Genomic DNA, 17,930 nt, shown 5'->3' with positions numbered 1-17,930 from the left:
TAAAAAGGGAGATTATCTGATTTTGTACGGTGATAGTGCATGGCATTGAGTTTGCCAGAAAGTTTGCCTTTAGTTATAAATAATCGACAACTTATTTACTTCAAAGCAGTGGGAAAAACTGATGTAGAGGGATTTTAGCGAAAACTAATCAAACGTTTGGTTAAAAGTAAATTTGAATAAATCTGTTAGAATATGTAGTTACTTAGATTCTATTAAGTGAGAAGTGTGAAATGGATATAGATGATTACTTATCCTCGACAAAAACTTTTACAAAAAAGGAGGATAAGTCCTTTTTACATAAGGCCTCGTTTCACATCTAATCAATCGTTTGATTAGGATAATGGTATAGGGAAAATGCAAGAAGAATGTAAAGTAAGGGAGAATTAAATTGTTTTCTAGGGATCGTGTGGAATTTTCGGAGGAAAGTCAGCAGGGGATTCGACATAAAAATTTCCTCGGAAATGAGAAAATACGTTATATACAAGTCAATATACCAGAACTAATCAAACGATTGATTAGGAGGAGGCTCGTAGAAACAAGTCGAATATTAAAATAATCGATAAAAGTTAAGGCGCATTTATACCAAGATGAAAGAAGTGTAAGCTATGAAGTTAAAGAAAATACACCATATCGCTATTATTTGTTCTAACTATGAAGTATCAAAGGATTTTTATGTAAGAATTTTAGGACTTACTCCTATAAGAGAAGTGTATCGAGAGGAAAGAGACTCGTATAAACTTGATCTCGGGGTGAATGGACAATATCAAATTGAGCTGTTTTCGTTTCCGAACCCGCCAGGACGAGTCAATGATCCGGAAGCGGCAGGTTTGAGGCATTTGGCCTTTGAAGTAGACGATATTGAAGAGGAAGTTCGTCATCTAACCACCAAGCAAGTGGAAGTTGAAGATATTCGGATAGACCCTTGGACCCAAAAGAAATTTACCTTCTTTGCGGATCCAGATGGAATGCCAATTGAGCTTTACGAATATTAATATCGAGTTGAAGGGGGAAAACACCTGATTTTTCCCCTTCAGTTTTTAGTGGGAATGGCCGTTATTCATCCGCAAACAATTCACCCAGATACTCTGAGTGGTCAAGATACTGCAACACAAATTCCTCTAAGCTCATGGGGATGTTGGTATCTTCTAACCAATAATCATAACTTACCGCGATCGTCTTTTTGATGAGGTCGTTGCCCAGCCAATTTTTGGCCAGGTGATGAGGCAGACTAGAGAGGACATCACTTACATCCTGGATACTGGTCATGATGAACACCACCTTAAAATGGCTTTTATCTACTATATGTCAGAGCAATTTATTAAGGCTGGCAACGCTGAAAAAAATATATGAATCTAAGACTTTTGTTGTATTCAATTATCTGCTCTAAGAAGTTATTATATGTGGATGGAATGGTTCGAATTCAATAAAAGAGAGAAGGTATTTTTAGAATGTCTTTGAATATGTTTGTCATGGCTTTTTTGCCCGTGGGGATTGACTATGACATGTTAAAAAATGTAGGAATTTCTATCGGGATTTTGGTTTTATTTATTCTTTTTCGAAACCTCTTTACGAAGTATGTCTTTCAGCTGATTTTAAAATTGACTAGGAAAACACCAACTGATTTTTTTACACAAATATGTTTAGGTTTTGAACGTCCTTTAGGCTGGGGATTCATTATTTTAGGCTTGTATCTCGCAATGGACTATTTTCCTTTTATCGAACAGCATAATGCGTTATTTTTAAAATTTTTGCGTTCGATGGTTATTGTTTTGATTACATGGGGATTGTTTAATTTATCCTCTCCTTCTTCAGGGATTTTAGTCAGTGTGAATCAAAGGATGAACAATAAGATTGATTTAATTCTTCTTCCGTTTATTTCAAGAGCGGTTCGTGTCATCCTTATTGCTATAAGTATCAGTATTATTGGCCAGGAATTTGATTATGATGTTAATGGATTGGTCGCAGGTCTTGGTTTAGGAGGGCTGGCGTTTGCTTTAGCTGCAAAAGAAGCGGTAGGAAATCTAATCGGCGGAATTGTTATCGTGACTGAAAAGCCTTTTTCCATTGGCGAATGGATTTTAACACCTAGCGTGGAGGGGACAGTCGAGGATATTAATTTTCGAAGCACAAAAATTCGAACATTTAGTCAAGCGCTTGTAACCGTTCCAAATTCTACACTTGCGAACGAACCGATTACTAACTGGAGTCGTATGGGGAAACGTCGCATCAATTTTCATTTGGGACTTAACTATCAAACCTCTAAAGAGCAAATTCAAAGAGTGGTTCATCGGATTGAACAAATGTTGAGAACCCATGAAGAGATTCATCCGGATACGATTATGGTTGCATTCGATCACTACAATGATAGCAGTCTTGATATTCTGTTGTATTTTTTCACGAATACGACCGTTTGGGCAGAACATGTCAAAATCAAACATGAAATTAACATTGAAATCATGGGGATATTAGAGGAAGAGGGAGTAGAAGTCGCTTTTCCAAGCCGAACCATTTACGTATCTCCCCAATCCAGTGAATTATTTCAAACGATGGGTTCTTTTGATTAAATAGCTTTAGGTATTGGTACGTAAAAACAAAATTTGGCACGTAAGCCAATATTATCGGCACATAAATCTATAAAGCCAATGGATAGGATTCCATTGGCTTTATATCATGCTAGCTATTATAGGTGTATTTTTTTAGAACGGAATCTCGAATCACTTTTTCTGTCTTAATGATGGTGCTCGCTGCCGCCTCAGGCTTGTTTCTAATAATGGAAAAAAGTAGGTTTGCTCCCGTTTCTCCTAGTTTTCTGACTGGAATTTCTATACTAGTCAAAGAAGGCGTCATGAAGGGAATGAAGCTAGAATTACTGTAACCGACAACGGATAGGTCTTGTGGTATGGATACGCCTAGTTCTGATGCGGTTTTATAGATGCTCATCACTTTTAAGTCATCCGTAGCCAACACAGCTGAAGGGCGGTTACTTCCCAATAGCAGCTTTCTGGCTGCGAGGCTGCCTGTTTCGACATTGTAGCCGCCGTCAATCATCCATTCATCTCTCACCGGCAATTGATGATCTTCCATACAGGCTTTATAGCCATTTAGACGATCCGTGGAAACATGGTATTCAAGTGGCGAGTGTACACAGGCGATCCTATTGTGACCTTGTTCAATTAAATATTTTGTTAACTCATAACTATCATGATAGTTATCGGTATCCACAGAAAATATATTGTTATAGTTTCCGTCGACTTTACCAATGACGACAATTGGAATATTAAAAATGTCAAGCTGCTTGAACAATTCTTCATTAGCAGGCGAACTTAACATAATGATTCCCTTAATCATTTTTTCTTTTATTTTGGTTATGCATTTTTCAAGTTCATCATGGCTATTTTTAGCCGTTTGCAAGATGACATCAAAATTTTCTTCTTCCGCTTTCTCTGCCACCGTTTGGAGGATTTCTGAGAAAAATGGATTGTTTGTTGTCGTCTTGGCAGATCGGGAGACAACCATGATTGCATCAAAACGGGAGGAAAGAGCCCTGGCCAATTTGCTAGGCTGGTAATTCAATTCTTCAATTGCTTTGATGACTCGATTTCTGGCATCTTCGGAAATATTGTTCTGATTATTCAATACGCGGGATACGGTCGATTTTGAAACGTTGGCAGCCCGGGCAATATCATATATCGTGTAGCCCAATACAGCTCCCTCCTCACAAATATAGTTATATATACAAGTTATCGAAATGAATCCGATTTCATTATTATTTACTAAAGGTTTATTACATAGTCGATATTGAGTATAAGATAGATTATATGGTTGAAAACTAAATCTATCAACAAGAATTTTTTACTACTATTTAAACATTTCGTTTAAAATGGATTTTGAGTATTATTGGTTGACATATGGAGTTATCTGTAATATATTTTTGCATATGGGAGCGGTACCACAAAACCTTATATTATTTTTTTTGAAAAAATGGGAGCGGTACCAGAACTTCGTTCTATTTTTTTGTCAAATTTGGTAGTGGTATCAACACTGCTCTGTACAAGTCTCTTGTTAGTAGAAAATTTTAATTATTAATCTACTTTACTAGGTATAAGATTTTTAATTCATTAATATTCCTTATTCAATTTGGGAAAGTTATATCCATATTAGGAGGATACAGTGTATGAAAACCATTAAAGAAAGACTTTCATTTATTTATGATGATTATGATGTTGAGTCACTTTCGACAAGCATTCAGGAGCGTATGGCGAAAACGAAGGCGCTGCCCCTTAAGGAAAGGAAACAAAGCTGGGATCAACGAGATGTATTTCTGATAACATATGGCGACCAATTTCAGGAAGACAACCAACCTACATTAAATACTTTTAAAAAAATGTTTGATAAGTACTTAGCGGATAAGTTTGAGATTGTTCACTTACTTCCTTTTTACCCATACTCTTCGGATGACGGTTTTTCCGTTATTGATTACAAGAAAGTAAATCCTGTCTTGGGCGATTGGGAGCAAATAAATGATCTTTCAGGTTCTGCCCGGATCATGTTCGATGATGTATGTAACCATATCTCTGCAAAGAGTGAATGGTTTCAAGAATTCTTAAAAGGGAATCCGGAATATGAAAACTATTTCATTGATATGGATCCAACGATTGATTTGAGTGCGGTTACAAGGCCGAGGGCGCACCCGCTGTTAACCAAATTCATTTTGGAAAATGGAAAAGAGAAGAATATTTGGACGACGTTCAGTGAGGATCAGATTGACTTAAATTTTAGCAATCCTGAGGTTTTGCTTGAAATGATTGATGTATTACTATTTTATATCGAGCAAGGTGCAGAATTCATCCGGCTGGATGCGATCGGATTTTTATGGAAAGAGGCTGGTACATCAAGTATCCACCTCGAAAAAACACATGAAATTGTGAAGATTTTCCGCTCGATCGCGGATGAGGTCGCTAAAGGGACTGTCATCATTACGGAAACAAACGTCCCACATAAAGATAATGTTTCTTATTTTGGAAATGGCAATGATGAGGCACACATGGTTTACCAGTTCCCATTGCCGCCACTTGTTCTTTATTCAATCCATAATGGTAATGGAACGGCACTCTCGAAGTGGGCAAGAGAGCTTCCACCAACTGGGCTTGATACAACCTTTTTCAATTTTCTAGCATCCCATGACGGGATTGGGGTAAATCCGATTCGCGGAATTATTCCTGAAGAAGATATCCTGTCTATGATTGAAGATTTGCAAAAAGAAGGGGCATTGGTCAACTATAAGAAAAATCCAGATGGGACCCAGAGCCCATATGAAATTAATGTCACGTATCTTGATGCGTTAAATTCACAATCTGATGATGATAATCTTCGTGTGAAAAGGTTCTTAGCTGCTCATTCGATACTGTTGGCACTGCCTGGTGTACCGGCCATATATGTTCAAAGCATATTAGGATCGCGGAATGACATGGAAGGCGTTGCAAGGACAGGGATGAACCGCTCAATCAATCGCCAAAAATACAATATTGCTGACATCGAAAATGAGCTAAATAATCCAGAAACATTACGGAATAAGGTCTTCACGGAATTAACCAAGATTATCGCTGTAAGGAAAGAAGAAACGCTTTTCCACCCGAATGCGAGGATGGAAGTCCTTGATTTGGGAGAAAAAGTCTTCGCTTTTAAACGGATGAATGACAAGGGAGAAAGCCTTTTAGCCATCATTAACCTAACGAATGAATCAGTTGAATGTGACCTAACAGGAAGCTTCTTTGATACTATTTCAGGTGAAAATATCAATTGTGATCATTTGATTTCATTAGACCCATATCAATTTGTTTGGCTGAAGCCAACTAACTAGGAGGATAAAACCATGATAAAAAAAGGATTCTATGTGTTCATGATGTTGCTTGTAGTGGCTGCGTTGACTGCATGTGCTGGCGGCGGCGACGAAAAAGAAGGTGGCAACGGCAAGACGACAATCGAGTTTATGCATTCTTCAGTTGAACAGGAACGTTTAGCTGTTATTGATGAATTGGTTGCAAACTTCGAAAAAGAAAATCCTGATATTACAATTAAGCAGGTTCCTGTTGAAGAAGATGCCTATAATACGAAGATTGTTACATTAGCAAGTGCTGGTAAGCTTCCTGCCGTTCTTGAAGTGGGACAGGACTACGCAAAGGTAATGGATAAAGATGAATTAATTGACAAAGAATCTGTTAAAACTGTCCTGGGGAAAGCAGGCGAAGAAAATTTCTATGAAGGCGCATTGAAATTAGTAAAAACTGAGGATGGTAAAAGCTATACAGGTATGCCAATCAGCGGATGGGTTCAAGGCATTTGGTATAACAAAGAAATGCTGGCTGCTAAAGGTCTAGAAGAGCCAAAGAGTTGGGATGATGTGTTAGCTATTGCTAAGGCGTTTACAGATCCAGCAAACAAAAAATACGGAATTGGGATACCTACAGTTGAAGGTGGGTTCTCAGAGCAGGCATTCTCTCAATTTGCCCTATCAAACAACGCCAATATTCTTGATGATAAAGGAAAATTAAATATTAACACTCCAGAAATGAAGGAAGCTCTAACTTTCTATCAACAATTAGCTAAGTATACAATGCCAGGTTCTAATGATGTAACAGAAGTAAAGGATGCGTTCATGAACGGTTCAACACCGATGGCGGTTTATTCTACTTATATTCTTCCAGCTGTATATGAACAAGGTAATGCTGCTAATATTGGCTTTGCAATTCCAACTCAAAAAACAAAAGCAGTATTTGGAACAACAACAGCATTAACGATTTCTTCTGGTTTGGAAAATGACCAAAAGAAGGCTGCAGAAGTATTTGTAGAATTCATGGGACAGCCTGAAAACATGACAAAATGGGTATTAATGTCTCCTGGAGGAGCACAGCCTGTTAGTAAACTTGTAATTGAGAATGAGACTTATAAATCAAATGAGGTTGTTAAAGCCTTTGGTGAACTTTCTGCTGAAATTGCTGCCTCTTATAACGATATACAAGTGTTTGGATTAGTCGGTGATAAGAATTTTGCAAAAATGGGGGATATAACAAGCTCAGGAGCTATTCCAACATTAATCAATGCGATTACTGTTGGTGGAAAGAGCGTTGACAGTGAACTGAAAAGTGCGGAAAAAGCTATTTCGGAAATTTTAGAAAAATAATTTGAAGGTTGGGGGATCTTCTGAATAATCGATCCCCCTCATGTAAAAATTAACATGAATTGAGGAATTATAGAATGTAAATTTGTTTAAGATGGCGGATGCAATATGCCGGCTATTAAACAACTTTATGTATTCTCAGGACCAGCTTAATGGTTCACCCTCATTTCATCAACTACTTAGGGGGGTACCATGAAAACCATAAAAAGGGAGAAATCAGATTTAAAATTAGCAATAGTCTTGCTTTTTCCAAGTATCTTCTTGGTGCTATTGCTTGTTGCGTACCCGATGATCTCCAATATCCAGATTAGCTTCTTTGACCAGCCGATAAACCCAAGATTGGATGCAATCTTTGTTGGTTTTGAAAATTACATGGCGATTCTGTCTGATGGAGCGTTTTATGCATCACTTGGGATTACGCTATCGTATATGATTCTTACCGTGGCAGGCAGTACGGCTATGGGATTGGGTGTAGCGATCTTATTTAATCGGCCATTCAAATTCCGTAAGCTTTCCCGGTCCTTAATCATTTTGTCTTATGTTACACCTTCGATTTCATTGGTTTTTGCATGGAAATACATGTTCAATAACAGTTATGGTGTGGTGAACTTCTTAGTTGTAGATGTATTTCACCTGGCTGACAAGGCTCCGCTTTGGTTTGATAATCCTGTCAGCAGTTTTATCCTAGTTGTTATCTTTGCTATTTGGAGATATTTCCCGTATGCGTTTATTTCCTTTTTGGCAATCTTGCAAACAATTGATTCAACCTTATATGAAGCAGCAGAAATCGACGGGGCTTCTACGTGGAACAAGTTTAAAATTGTTACCCTCCCGGCTATTATGCCAGTGCTTATCACGGTGGTAACACTGCGTTCCATTTGGCTATTCTATATGTTTACAGATGTTTTCCTACTCACAAACAAAGTGGACATCCTAGGGATCTACTTGTATAAAACAGCATTTGCCTTTAATGACCTTGGCAAAGCAGCATCAATTTCTGTTATTCTGTTTATCATTCTATCCCTAGTGATTATCGCAACACGAAAGCGGGTGAAATACTAATGGCAATGGCTACCAGTAAAAAGAATCGGACCCTTAAGACAGTTGGATTTTACACGGGGCTAATTGGCTTGTTAACTGTATCTCTTTTCCCTTTTTTTATCATGCTGATGACATCCTTTAAGACTACAGAAGAAGCTGTTTCAACTAATCCAACCTTTTTTCCAAAAGAGTGGACGTTTAAGCATTTTGTTGATATTTTCAATCCGGATATCTTTCCGTATATATCCTATTTTAAAAATAGCTTAATCGTGGCACTGACAGCAGCAGCACTAGCTGTTTTCATCGGAATCTTTGGCGCCTACGCTTTATCTAGGCTGAATTTTATGGGAAGAACGACAATCAATGCAAGTTTTTATTCGGTATATATGTTTTCGGGTATCTTGCTTGTTGTTCCATTGTTCAAAATTATTTCGGGACTTGGTCTGTATGATACGAAAACAGCTTTGATTATTACGATGATCGTTCAGACATTGCCTACATCAATTTTTATGTTAAAAAGTTATTTTGACACAATTCCGGATGACCTGGAAGAAGCAGCGATGATTGATGGCTTAAATCGTATTCAAATTATTTTCTATATCATTATTCCATTATCTTTATCCGGGATTATCTCCGTATTTGTATATTCCTTTATGGTGGCATGGAATGATTACTTGTTTGCCTCGATTTTCTTGTCAGACTCGGTGAATTTCACTTTACCAATCGGATTGAACACATTATTCAGCACACCGGATTATGTATGGGGCCGGATGATGGCAGCGTCACTGATCACAGCACTGCCAGTAGTGATTATGTACTCGATTTCTGATTACTTTATTAAAGGCGGCGCCACTGAAGGCGGAGTAAAAGGATAAAAGATTATTAAATAAGTGAAAGAGGTTATAGATATGAAAAAGCTAATTGCTGCAGCACCAAGAGAAGCTTCATTGGTGGAATATGAAGATCGTGAAATTAAACCGAATGAAGTCAAAATTAGTGTTGAATTCGCTTCACCTAAGCACGGTACGGAAGTAGTAGACTTCCGCGGAATTACTCCGTTTATGGATGAGGATTTCAACGAAGAATGGCGCATGTTTATGCCTCGCGCGGAAGGCTCAAAACCAGGGATTGTTTTTGGTGAATTTCAACTTGGAAATATGGTCGTAGGTAAAATCGTTGAAGTTGGAAGTGAAGTGACGGACTACCAGCTGGGGGAAACGGTTTGTTCGTATGGACCAATTATGGAAACCGTGATTGTGAATGCCGTTGATAATCACCGCCTGCGTAAAATGCCTGAGGGTGGAAAATGGCAAAATGCCGTTTGTTACGATCCAGCACAATATGCGATGGCAGGCGTTCGTGATGCCAATGTTCGTGCTGGAGATTATGTGGTGGTTGTCGGATTAGGTGCTATTGGCCAAATCGCGGTACAGCTTGCAAAAAGAGCAGGTGCTAGTATTGTTATCGGGGTTGACCCATTGGCACATCGCTGTGATATTGCTCTACGCCATGGTGCTGACTTCTGTCTTGATCCAACTGCGTGTGATGTTGGCTATGAAGTGAAAAAGCTTACTAATAAAATGGGTGCTGATTCCATCATTGAAACAAGTGGAGTTGCAGCTGCCCTTCAAGCAGCGTTAAAGGGAATTGCCTATGGCGGAACGATTTCCTATGTAGCATTTGGTAAACCACTCCCTGCAGGGTTGAACTTTGGGCGTGAAGCCCATTTCAACAATGCGAAGATTATCTTCTCTCGTGCGGCCAGCGAGCCTAACCCAGATTATCCACGTTGGAACAGAAAACGTATTGAAGATACTTGCTGGGAATTGTTAATGAACGGTTATCTAAATTGTGAGGATATTATTGATCCGATTGTCCGTTTTGAAGAAAGCGCAGAAGCTTATATGGAATTTGTCGACCAACGTCCTGAGTTAAGCATCAAGATGGGAATCGAATATAAAAAGTAATCATGTGTGCCGCCTTAAATCAGGCGGCCTATCCATAGTATGAATATCAATCTCTTTCATGGAGGAATAGACGATGAAACTCGGAACGCAAAATCAAGCATTTTTTCCAGAGAATATTAAGGAAAAGTTCCAATACATAAAGGAAGTCGGGTTCGATGGCTTTGAAATCGATGGGAAATTTTTAGTAGACCATCTCGATGAAATAAAAGAAGCGATTGCGGAAACAGGAATTCCTGTTTATACCGCATGTGGTGGATACACTGGCTGGATTGGGGACTTTATCGAAGAGCGCAGGCTTAATGGTCTGGTTGAAATCAAACAAATTCTTGAAGCGCTACAAGAAGTAGGCGGAAAAGGAATTGTTGTTCCAGCTGCATGGGGAATGTTTACCTATCGCCTGCCGCCAATGGCTTCACCTAGAAGCCTGACCGGAGATCGAAAGGCTATAACAGAATCTCTTGTTTATCTTGACAAGGTAGCGGAAGAAACAGGTACGACGATTTTCCTTGAGCCATTGAATCGCTATCAGGACCATATGATTAACACACTGGCTGATGCACGCAGTTACATTGAAGAAAATGGTTTAAAGAATGTAAAAATCATTGCAGATTTCTATCATATGAACATTGAAGAAGATGATATTTCAGAAGCATTACACAAAAACCGTGACTTAGTTGGTCATATTCACCTTGCTGATAATCACCGTTACCAGCCGGGCAGCGGTTCACTGGATTTCAAGAAACACTTTAACACATTAAAAGAAGATGGCTATGATGGATTTCTTACCATTGAATGCCGTGTTAGAGGTAATGATCCTGATGCGGAATACAGACAGGCAGTAAAACACCTTAGAGAATCCTTAAGCTGAATGGAGGAGGCAACCTGTGAAAAAAAAAGTTGCGATTATTGGAGCAGGACAAGTAGCTGAAAAAGTCCATGTTGCTTACTATCAAACACGAGAAGAAATAGAATTAGTCGCAGTTGTCGGTCCAAATCCTGATAAGGTAAAGGAATTCGCAGAAAGAAATAAAATTCCACGTTTTTATACGGATGCACAAGATATGTATGCTGCTGAAAAACCGGATATTGTTAGTGTTTGTACCCCAAACCGATTCCATGCTGAAAATGTATTGCAGGCGATTGCGAATGGATGCGATGTCATGTGTGAAAAACCACCTGCCATTTCTGCGTCTGAAGCAAAGAAAATGAAAGAAGCAGCTGAAAGCAACAATTGCCTGCTTGCTTATGATTTTCATCACCGGTTTGCAGATGACGTTTCCATACTTCGTGAAAAAGTGAAGGATGGTGTACTTGGAGATATCTATGTGACGAAAGCAAAGGCTTTGCGTCGTTGTGGAATCCCAGGATGGGGAAGCTTCACGAACAAAGAGGAGCAAGGCGGTGGTCCTCTTATCGATTTGGGGGCGCATATGCTCGACGCGGCATTATATGTGCTTGGGTTCCCGAAAATCGAGAAGGTTACTGCAAAAATGTATCAAAAAATTGGAACGAAAAAATCAAAAGGTACCCTCGGTGAATGGGATCCTGCTAAGTTTGAAGTGGAGGATTCTTTGTTTGGTTTTATCGAGCTAGAAGGCGGCCGCTTGTTACAAATTGAAACATCCTTTGCCTTAAATATAAAAGAAGACTCGGTGATGAACGTAGAGTTCTTTGGTGACCAAGCCGGGGCGACGCTCTTTCCTGCCCAAATATATACAGATGAAGGCGGTGAGCTTGTTTCGTTATTGAACAGAGAAACCGCCGATCCTAATCGCCATCAAAAAAGCATGGGAGCATTTGTGGACAGGTGCTTGGGTAAGGATGCGATGGTGGCAGATGGTAACCAAGGGCACGTCATCCAACAACTAATCGAGGCATTATACCAATCTGCTGAAAAAGGTGAAAGTGTATCATTATGAAAAATAAACAAGTAATTTACGATAATAATTTTGATTTGCACTCTCTTAATAAATATTCAAGTGTCATGGCTTTGGGAAATGGCTATTTAGGTGTCCGTGCCGCCCATGAGGAGAACTATACAGGTCAAACTCGCGGGATGTATGTTGCTGGTGTCTATAATAAAGCAACTGCAAACGAACCTTCTGAACTAGTGAATTTACCGGACATTGCTGGAATGTTGATCGAAATTGATGGAACGAGCTTTTCACTGCTTGAAGGAGAAGTGCTTACTTATGAGCGCGCTTTAATTCTTGAAACAGGTGAATTAAGTCGTGAAATTGTCTGGAAAAGCAAAACGGGTGCCCGCTTCCGATTTGTTTTTCAACGTTTTGTAGCCAAGGATCATTTACATTTGCTTGCCTCAAAGGTAACGGTTACAAGTTTGGACCAACAGGCTAGAATCAAGATTGTGACCGGAATTGATGCACAGCAGACAAACTTTGGGAAACAGCATTTAAAAGAAGAAAGTATTCGGGTTTTTAATGAAGAAATCCTTCAAGGGATCTATAAAACGACAGAAACAGGAATCACGATTGCAATTGCAACCACCATTAGTGCTTCAGCAGCAAGTCGAATTTCTTTTTCAGCAAAAAACCGTCAGTTGAATGCAACGATTGTTCAGGATATGGCTAAAGATGAGCCATTTGTTTTTGAAAAAATCGGAACCGTTTACACCTCGCTCGAAAGTGTGAATCCAGATCATGTTGGTCTAGAAGATCTTAAAGCTAATAGCTTGCAAGGATATGAAGCTCTGCTAGAAAAATCTGCAAATGCATGGCGGGTGTTTTGGCAGCAAAAAGGTATCGAGATTCATTCATCCGATGAATTCGACCAGACCGCAATGGATTTTGCTCTCTATCATATGGAAATCATGACGCCAGCACATGACGAGCGTTTCAGTGTCGGTGCAAAAGGGCTAACGGGTGAAGGCTATAAAGGACATGTCTTCTGGGATACGGAAATTTTTATTGCTCCTTTTCATCTGTTTACAGAGCCTGAAACGGCGAAAAAGCTTTTGCGTTACCGTTACCTCCATTTGCGGCAGGCAAAGGAAAAGGCAGCCCAAAACGGTTATGAAGGTGCGTTATTCCCATGGGAAAGTGCTCTTTCTGGAAAAGAGGAGACACCTGAGTTTGCAGCAATCAACATCCGGACGGGAACCCGGCAAAAGGTGGCTTCAGCACTTAGTGAGCACCATATCGTTGCGGATATTGCCTTTGCCGTTGTCCAGTATTTCCAAAACACATTGGATGAAGAGTTCATGAGAAATGAAGGCCTTGCACTGCTTAAAGAAACGGCACAGTTTTGGATGAGCCGTACAGTAGAAGAAGGTGACAAGCTTTCCATCAAAGATGTAATCGGCCCGGATGAATACACAGAGCACATAGACAACAATGCCTATACAAATTACATGGCGTACTACAATGTAGAACAAGCCCTTTATTTTATGGATCAATTCCAGGATACCGATGAACAGCTTTTCAACAGAGGAAAGGACTTCTTGAACACTTTGTATCTTCCGAAGCCTAATAAAGACAAGATTATTCCACAGGATGATACGTTCTTATCGAAGCCTGAAATTGACTTGACCCCTTATAAACAAACACAGGGAAGTCAGGCGATTTTGCTGGATTATTCGCGTGCTGAAGTCAATGAAATGCAGATTCTGAAACAAGCAGATACCGTGATGCTGTTGTATCTGTTCCCGGATTTGTTTCCAAAAGAGGTAGTCGCGAAAAACCTCCATTATTACGAAGAACATACCATTCATGACTCTTCGCTCAGCAAGGCTATTCATGCGATTGTTGCAGCGCGCTGCGAGGATGAGGAAGCAGCCTACCGTTTCTTTAAGGAAGCATGCTTAATCGATTTAGGACCAAATCCGCATTCCTCTGATGAAGGAATACATGCCGCTTCTTTAGGAGCCATTTGGCTGACGGCTATGTTTGGGTTTGCGAATATGTCACAAAGGATGGGCCGTCTCGCTTTTAATCCCAAATTACCAAAAAGTTGGTCAGAACTGGCCTTTCCACTTATGTATCAGGGGCGGAAGCTTAAAGTTAGGCTGACTCACGAGTATTTTGAAATCACGAAGCTTTTAGGGACGGACTTAGATATTGAGATTAACGGCAGGGACTATCTTTTGAGTGACCGCATTAAAGTTGAAATTAAGAATTAGGGGAATCAGATATGGATAATAAACGGATAGAAGCTGTTGTTTTTGACCTTGATGGAGTGATTACCGACACGGCACATTATCACTTTCTTGCATGGAAGCAGCTTGCAGAAGAAGTGGGAATCACGATTGATGAAGTATTTAATGAAAGACTGAAAGGAATCAGCCGTATGGATTCCCTTGAGTTAATTTTAATAGAAGGAAATCGCCAGAATGATTTCAGCTTAAGCGAAAAAGAAGAAATGGCGACGAAAAAGAATCTGCACTACTGTGAGTTCTTAAAGGAATTAACACCAGAGGCTGTTTTACCGGGTATCCTCGAATTACTTGCAGCTATCAAAGCGGAGGGGATCTCAATCGGACTTGCTTCTGTTTCAAAAAATGCGGAGACGGTGTTAAAGGCGCTCCAGTTAGAAGCGGCATTTGATTACTGTGCAGATGCAGCGAAAATCAGCAAATCAAAGCCAGATCCAGAGATTTTCCTCACAGCCTGCAAAGGACTCGGGGCTAATCCTGCCTATGCGATTGGCATTGAAGACGCACAAGCGGGGATTGAAGCGATAAACGCAAGCGGTATGTTTGCAGTGGGTGTCGGCAATTATCTTACTGAAGCGGATTACAAGGTTGAAGCCACATCCCAGCTTAATTGGGAGAAAATAAAGGAAAAATATTTCTTACAATAATAGTAGCTATCTAAATATGCCTGTAGACAAATTCTAATTTTTTAGATGTTTACAGGCATTTTTTATAGGCAAAACGGGAGGTTAGACAGTTGAATATTTTAGTAGCAATGGATTCCTTGAAGGGAAGCTTGTCATCGCTCGAAGCGAATAAGGCGATCGTGGAAGGATTATCACAGGTTAGTTCGGGTTTTAAGATTCAGACCGTGCCGATTGCAGATGGTGGAGAGGGTACCGTCGAAGCACTCGTCTATGCGACCAATGGACAATTTTCCGAAAAGGTTGTCACTGGGCCTTTAGGGCACCCAGTCAAAGCTCGTTTCGGAATTTTAGGGGATAAGACGACTGCCGTCATTGAGGTTGCTGAGGCATGTGGACTTCCGTTATTATCTGTTGAAGAGCGTAATCCACTTTATACCACAACATTTGGTGTTGGAGAACTTATTTTAGAAGCGATGGAAAAAGGCTGTGATGACTTTATAATTGGTCTGGGCGGAAGTGCAACCAATGATGCAGGAGTTGGAATGCTGCAGGCCTTAGGGTATCAATTTTTCAATCAAGAAGGTGCTCTTGTTGGATTTGGCGGGGCCGAGCTTAAGAATATTAAAAGGATCGACCTAAGTACTGTTCCTCAACAGGTGAAAGAGTTGAAGTTTCGTGTGGCTTGTGATGTCAATAACCCGTTATATGGAATAAATGGCGCTGCACATATTTTCGGACCTCAAAAAGGTGCAAGTGCTGATGCAGTAAAGGAACTAGACGAAGGACTAAGAAGCTTTGCAGAGGTAGTGCACGAGCAGACAGGTAAGGATCTGCAGGGGATTTCTGGAGCTGGCGCAGCAGGTGGTCTAGGAGCGGCTTTTGCTGGATTCCTACAGGCTGAATTGGAATCCGGTGTCCAGCTCATCCTTGATTATGCGGAGTTGGAGGAAAAGCTTCAGGGAGTGAATCTTACGATTACAGGTGAGGGGAAGCTGGATGGACAAACCTCAATGGGAAAAGCTCCTGCAGGAATTGCTCATCTTTCAAAAAAGCATGGAATACCCGTGATTGCACTAGCTGGCGATATAACAGAAGGAAATCCTTCCCTGCATGATTCAGGCATCACCTCTTATTTCACCATCGTGAGCGGGCCTGTAGACTTAGAAACAGCGATGGATCCAGAAGTAACCCGGTTAAATTTAAGAAGAACCGCAGAGCAAATAGGCAGACTTTTGAAATTCGCTTCGTTATGAGTTTCGGAGGCTGTAAGTTAGCGTTTTAAAAAGATGATATCAGGAAATAGTAATAAAAGATGATTTGTGTTAGCATATACAGCGATATAGAAAAGGAAGTGAGCTTGCGTGATTCAAATAACTGTTCCAAAACCAGACGTTACGATTACTAAACAGGACAATCCAGAGCTAAGTAATATTTATGGCTTTACAGATTTTCACCTGATCACTCGTGAAAAGGGCGGCATTTACATGTTTTATAACAAAAACGATGAGCTGCTGTTTGTAGGGAAAGCAAGGAAGTTGCGCCCAAGAATCAAAAAGCATTTTGAGGATACGGTGTCTCCCATCAAAAACCATCGTGATGAGGTCACAAAAATTGAAGTTTGTGTCATTGAAGATCCCGTACATAGAGAAATTTATGAGACGTTTATCATTAATGAATCCAAGTCGAAGTACAACGTCGACAAGGTGTTTTTTAGATAATGAATGAGGCAATGGGGAAATCCTATTGTCTTTTTTTATAGGAAGGTGAGGGGAATGGGTACCTATATCTATACTTACGCCAGCTACGAAGATGAACGTTCATTGCGTGCTTTGGAGATGCGCTCGTTATTTGGGAGTGAGTCTCAAACGAGTATTTTGGAGAGTTCGGTAAAAGTTGATCCGAGCCGGAGTCCGTTTATGAAAGAAAGAATAGCCGTTATTTTTGAAGAGGAGAGTTATCACGAGCTTCTTGAAAAAGTCGCAGCCTTGCAAATAGGGGAAACGTTTAAAGTGATGTATGTCAAAATTGGCAGTGTTGAGGAAACCTTCGAGAAACGGCGCGCCATAGAGAGGGAAGTCGGTTTACAAATCAATGGTGTGGCTGATATTCGGCAGCCGAAGCGATTGTTTGGGGTCATGAATATCAACGGAAGATGGTTATTCGGTGATTTTGAGGAAAGTAAATCTGTGTGGTATCAACATCAGCAGAAGCCGCATCATTATTCCACTGCACTCAGCACCCGTGTGGCAAGAGCAGTGGTGAATATCGCCATTCCGGACCCAACCGGAATCAAAGCAATTGACCCTTGCTGCGGGATTGGGACCGTCCTAGTGGAAGCATTGTCGATGGGGATTGATATCGAGGGGAGCGACAATAATCCAGTTATTCTTGCGGGAACACGAGAGAACATCGCACACTTTGGTTTTTCGTGTGAAGTGAAGTTTGAAGATATGCGAAACATCACGAAGCATTACGACGTTGCAATTATCGATTTACCTTACAATTTGTGTTCGGTTATTTCACCTGAAGTGCAGCTGGAGATGCTTCAAAGTGCCCGCAGGTTTGCGGATAAAGTAGTAGTCGTAACCGTTGAACCGATTGATGAGATTCTACTGGAAGCGGGGTTTGTGATTGTTGATCGAGCAGTTGCGAAAAAAGGGGTATTTATTCGTGAAGTGATTGTGTGCAGGTAAGAAAGTGGTGCAAAAGGATTTAGAATAAATCGTATTAAACCTTATCATAAGTAAATGAGGTTTTTTTTGGTAATTCCGATAATGGAGAAAATGAATGCATTCCTGTAAATTTATCCTTCTTGATGATTAATTTTTGAATGTTAAGCCATTTGTCTGAAAAACCTAAGATAAAAAATAAATAATGCAGTTTTATTTGTGTCTTAAAAAGAAGATGCCCAAAGTAACTTTGGTTAAGTAAGTTAGGCACTGTTTTTT

The 17,930-nt window shown here is 40.1% G+C and carries 17 protein-coding genes; 14 read left to right on the top strand and 3 right to left on the bottom strand.

Features of this window, described 5'->3' with window-relative positions; all coding sequences use genetic code 11:
- Positions 1–605 precede the first annotated feature (605 nt).
- On the top strand, positions 606–992 hold the full coding sequence (gene gloA2, locus CHI06_RS27860; RefSeq protein ID WP_095251886.1) for an SMU1112c/YaeR family gloxylase I-like metalloprotein: 387 nt from the start codon (positions 606–608) through the stop codon (positions 990–992).
- 61 nt (positions 993–1,053) lie between these two features.
- Here the strand turns inward: gloA2 and CHI06_RS27855 are convergent, their stop codons facing one another.
- A complete protein-coding gene (locus tag CHI06_RS27855; RefSeq protein WP_095251885.1) occupies positions 1,054–1,266 on the bottom strand; it encodes a hypothetical protein in 213 nt (70 codons plus the stop codon).
- Positions 1,267–1,448: 182 nt separating this feature from the next.
- Between CHI06_RS27855 and CHI06_RS27850 the strand changes: the two genes are divergently transcribed.
- A complete protein-coding gene (locus CHI06_RS27850) occupies positions 1,449–2,564 on the top strand; it encodes a mechanosensitive ion channel family protein (RefSeq protein ID WP_257009490.1) in 1,116 nt (371 codons plus the stop codon).
- A gap of 109 nt (positions 2,565–2,673) precedes the next feature.
- Here the strand turns inward: CHI06_RS27850 and CHI06_RS27845 are convergent, their stop codons facing one another.
- The gene (locus CHI06_RS27845; RefSeq protein WP_095251884.1) at positions 2,674–3,702 is read right to left on the bottom strand and encodes a LacI family DNA-binding transcriptional regulator; all 1,029 of its coding nucleotides are present in this window, start codon (positions 3,700–3,702) and stop codon (positions 2,674–2,676) included.
- A gap of 472 nt (positions 3,703–4,174) precedes the next feature.
- On the opposite strand from CHI06_RS27845, the gene CHI06_RS27840 reads away from it, so the two are divergent.
- The 12 genes from CHI06_RS27840 to CHI06_RS27785 all read left to right on the top strand — a co-directional run bounded on the left by CHI06_RS27840 (position 4,175) and on the right by CHI06_RS27785 (position 17,675).
- The gene (locus tag CHI06_RS27840; protein WP_095251883.1) at positions 4,175–5,860 is read left to right on the top strand and encodes an alpha-amylase family glycosyl hydrolase; all 1,686 of its coding nucleotides are present in this window, start codon (positions 4,175–4,177) and stop codon (positions 5,858–5,860) included.
- A gap of 12 nt (positions 5,861–5,872) precedes the next feature.
- Positions 5,873–7,180, top strand: coding sequence for an ABC transporter substrate-binding protein (locus tag CHI06_RS27835; RefSeq protein ID WP_095251882.1), 1,308 nt, complete (start codon positions 5,873–5,875; stop codon positions 7,178–7,180).
- 189 nt (positions 7,181–7,369) lie between these two features.
- Positions 7,370–8,239: a carbohydrate ABC transporter permease gene (locus CHI06_RS27830; protein WP_095251881.1), complete on the top strand. Its 870-nt coding sequence runs from the start codon at positions 7,370–7,372 to the stop codon at positions 8,237–8,239.
- Between the two features lie 5 nt (positions 8,240–8,244).
- Positions 8,245–9,093, top strand: a complete 849-nt coding sequence (locus CHI06_RS27825; protein WP_095251887.1) for a carbohydrate ABC transporter permease — start codon at positions 8,245–8,247, stop codon at positions 9,091–9,093.
- Between the two features lie 33 nt (positions 9,094–9,126).
- Positions 9,127–10,185, top strand: a complete 1,059-nt coding sequence (locus tag CHI06_RS27820) for a zinc-dependent alcohol dehydrogenase (protein ID WP_095251880.1) — start codon at positions 9,127–9,129, stop codon at positions 10,183–10,185.
- Between the two features lie 73 nt (positions 10,186–10,258).
- On the top strand, positions 10,259–11,053 hold the full coding sequence (locus CHI06_RS27815; RefSeq protein WP_095251879.1) for a sugar phosphate isomerase/epimerase family protein: 795 nt from the start codon (positions 10,259–10,261) through the stop codon (positions 11,051–11,053).
- Positions 11,054–11,069: 16 nt separating this feature from the next.
- Positions 11,070–12,104, top strand: a complete 1,035-nt coding sequence (locus tag CHI06_RS27810; protein WP_095251878.1) for a Gfo/Idh/MocA family protein — start codon at positions 11,070–11,072, stop codon at positions 12,102–12,104.
- Positions 12,101–14,323 carry a glycoside hydrolase family 65 protein gene (locus CHI06_RS27805; RefSeq protein WP_095251877.1) on the top strand — a complete coding sequence of 741 codons (2,223 nt, stop codon included), beginning with the start codon at positions 12,101–12,103 and terminating at the stop codon, positions 14,321–14,323. Before CHI06_RS27810 ends, CHI06_RS27805 begins: the two co-directional genes overlap by 4 nt.
- Positions 14,324–14,334: 11 nt before the next feature.
- On the top strand, positions 14,335–15,003 hold the full coding sequence (gene pgmB, locus CHI06_RS27800; protein WP_095251876.1) for a beta-phosphoglucomutase: 669 nt from the start codon (positions 14,335–14,337) through the stop codon (positions 15,001–15,003).
- 89 nt (positions 15,004–15,092) lie between these two features.
- On the top strand, positions 15,093–16,235 hold the full coding sequence (locus CHI06_RS27795) for a glycerate kinase family protein (protein ID WP_095251875.1): 1,143 nt from the start codon (positions 15,093–15,095) through the stop codon (positions 16,233–16,235).
- Between the two features lie 108 nt (positions 16,236–16,343).
- Complete coding sequence (locus tag CHI06_RS27790; protein ID WP_095251874.1) at positions 16,344–16,700, top strand: nucleotide excision repair endonuclease; 357 nt, start codon at positions 16,344–16,346, stop codon at positions 16,698–16,700.
- A gap of 54 nt (positions 16,701–16,754) precedes the next feature.
- Complete coding sequence (locus CHI06_RS27785) at positions 16,755–17,675, top strand: TRM11 family SAM-dependent methyltransferase (RefSeq protein ID WP_257009489.1); 921 nt, start codon at positions 16,755–16,757, stop codon at positions 17,673–17,675.
- Between the two features lie 34 nt (positions 17,676–17,709).
- Here CHI06_RS27785 and CHI06_RS30275 read toward each other — a convergent pair.
- The coding region (locus tag CHI06_RS30275; protein WP_218833128.1) for a hypothetical protein at positions 17,710–17,930 on the bottom strand (221 nt) is incomplete at its 5' end.

The organism is Bacillus sp. 7884-1 (assembly GCF_002272245.1).
Classification (GTDB): domain Bacteria; phylum Bacillota; class Bacilli; order Bacillales; family Cytobacillaceae; genus Neobacillus.
Note: the sequence above shows the minus strand (reverse complement) of the source record. Positions and strands in the feature narration are given on the sequence as shown.

Bases quoted from the DNA above. Each gene is read 5' to 3' on its own strand.
- gloA2 (WP_095251886.1), top strand. From the start codon at position 606: ATGAAGTTAAAGAAAATACACCATATCGCTATTATTTGTTCTAACTAT.
- CHI06_RS27855 (WP_095251885.1), bottom strand. From the start codon at position 1,266: ATGACCAGTATCCAGGATGTAAGTGATGTCCTCTCTAGTCTGCCTCAT.
- CHI06_RS27850 (WP_257009490.1), top strand. From the start codon at position 1,449: ATGTCTTTGAATATGTTTGTCATGGCTTTTTTGCCCGTGGGGATTGAC.
- CHI06_RS27840 (WP_095251883.1), top strand. From the start codon at position 4,175: ATGAAAACCATTAAAGAAAGACTTTCATTTATTTATGATGATTATGAT.
- CHI06_RS27835 (WP_095251882.1), top strand. From the start codon at position 5,873: ATGATAAAAAAAGGATTCTATGTGTTCATGATGTTGCTTGTAGTGGCT.
- CHI06_RS27830 (WP_095251881.1), top strand. From the start codon at position 7,370: ATGAAAACCATAAAAAGGGAGAAATCAGATTTAAAATTAGCAATAGTC.
- CHI06_RS27825 (WP_095251887.1), top strand. From the start codon at position 8,245: ATGGCTACCAGTAAAAAGAATCGGACCCTTAAGACAGTTGGATTTTAC.
- CHI06_RS27820 (WP_095251880.1), top strand. From the start codon at position 9,127: ATGAAAAAGCTAATTGCTGCAGCACCAAGAGAAGCTTCATTGGTGGAA.
- CHI06_RS27815 (WP_095251879.1), top strand. From the start codon at position 10,259: ATGAAACTCGGAACGCAAAATCAAGCATTTTTTCCAGAGAATATTAAG.
- CHI06_RS27805 (WP_095251877.1), top strand. From the start codon at position 12,101: ATGAAAAATAAACAAGTAATTTACGATAATAATTTTGATTTGCACTCT.
- pgmB (WP_095251876.1), top strand. From the start codon at position 14,335: ATGGATAATAAACGGATAGAAGCTGTTGTTTTTGACCTTGATGGAGTG.
- CHI06_RS27785 (WP_257009489.1), top strand. From the start codon at position 16,755: ATGGGTACCTATATCTATACTTACGCCAGCTACGAAGATGAACGTTCA.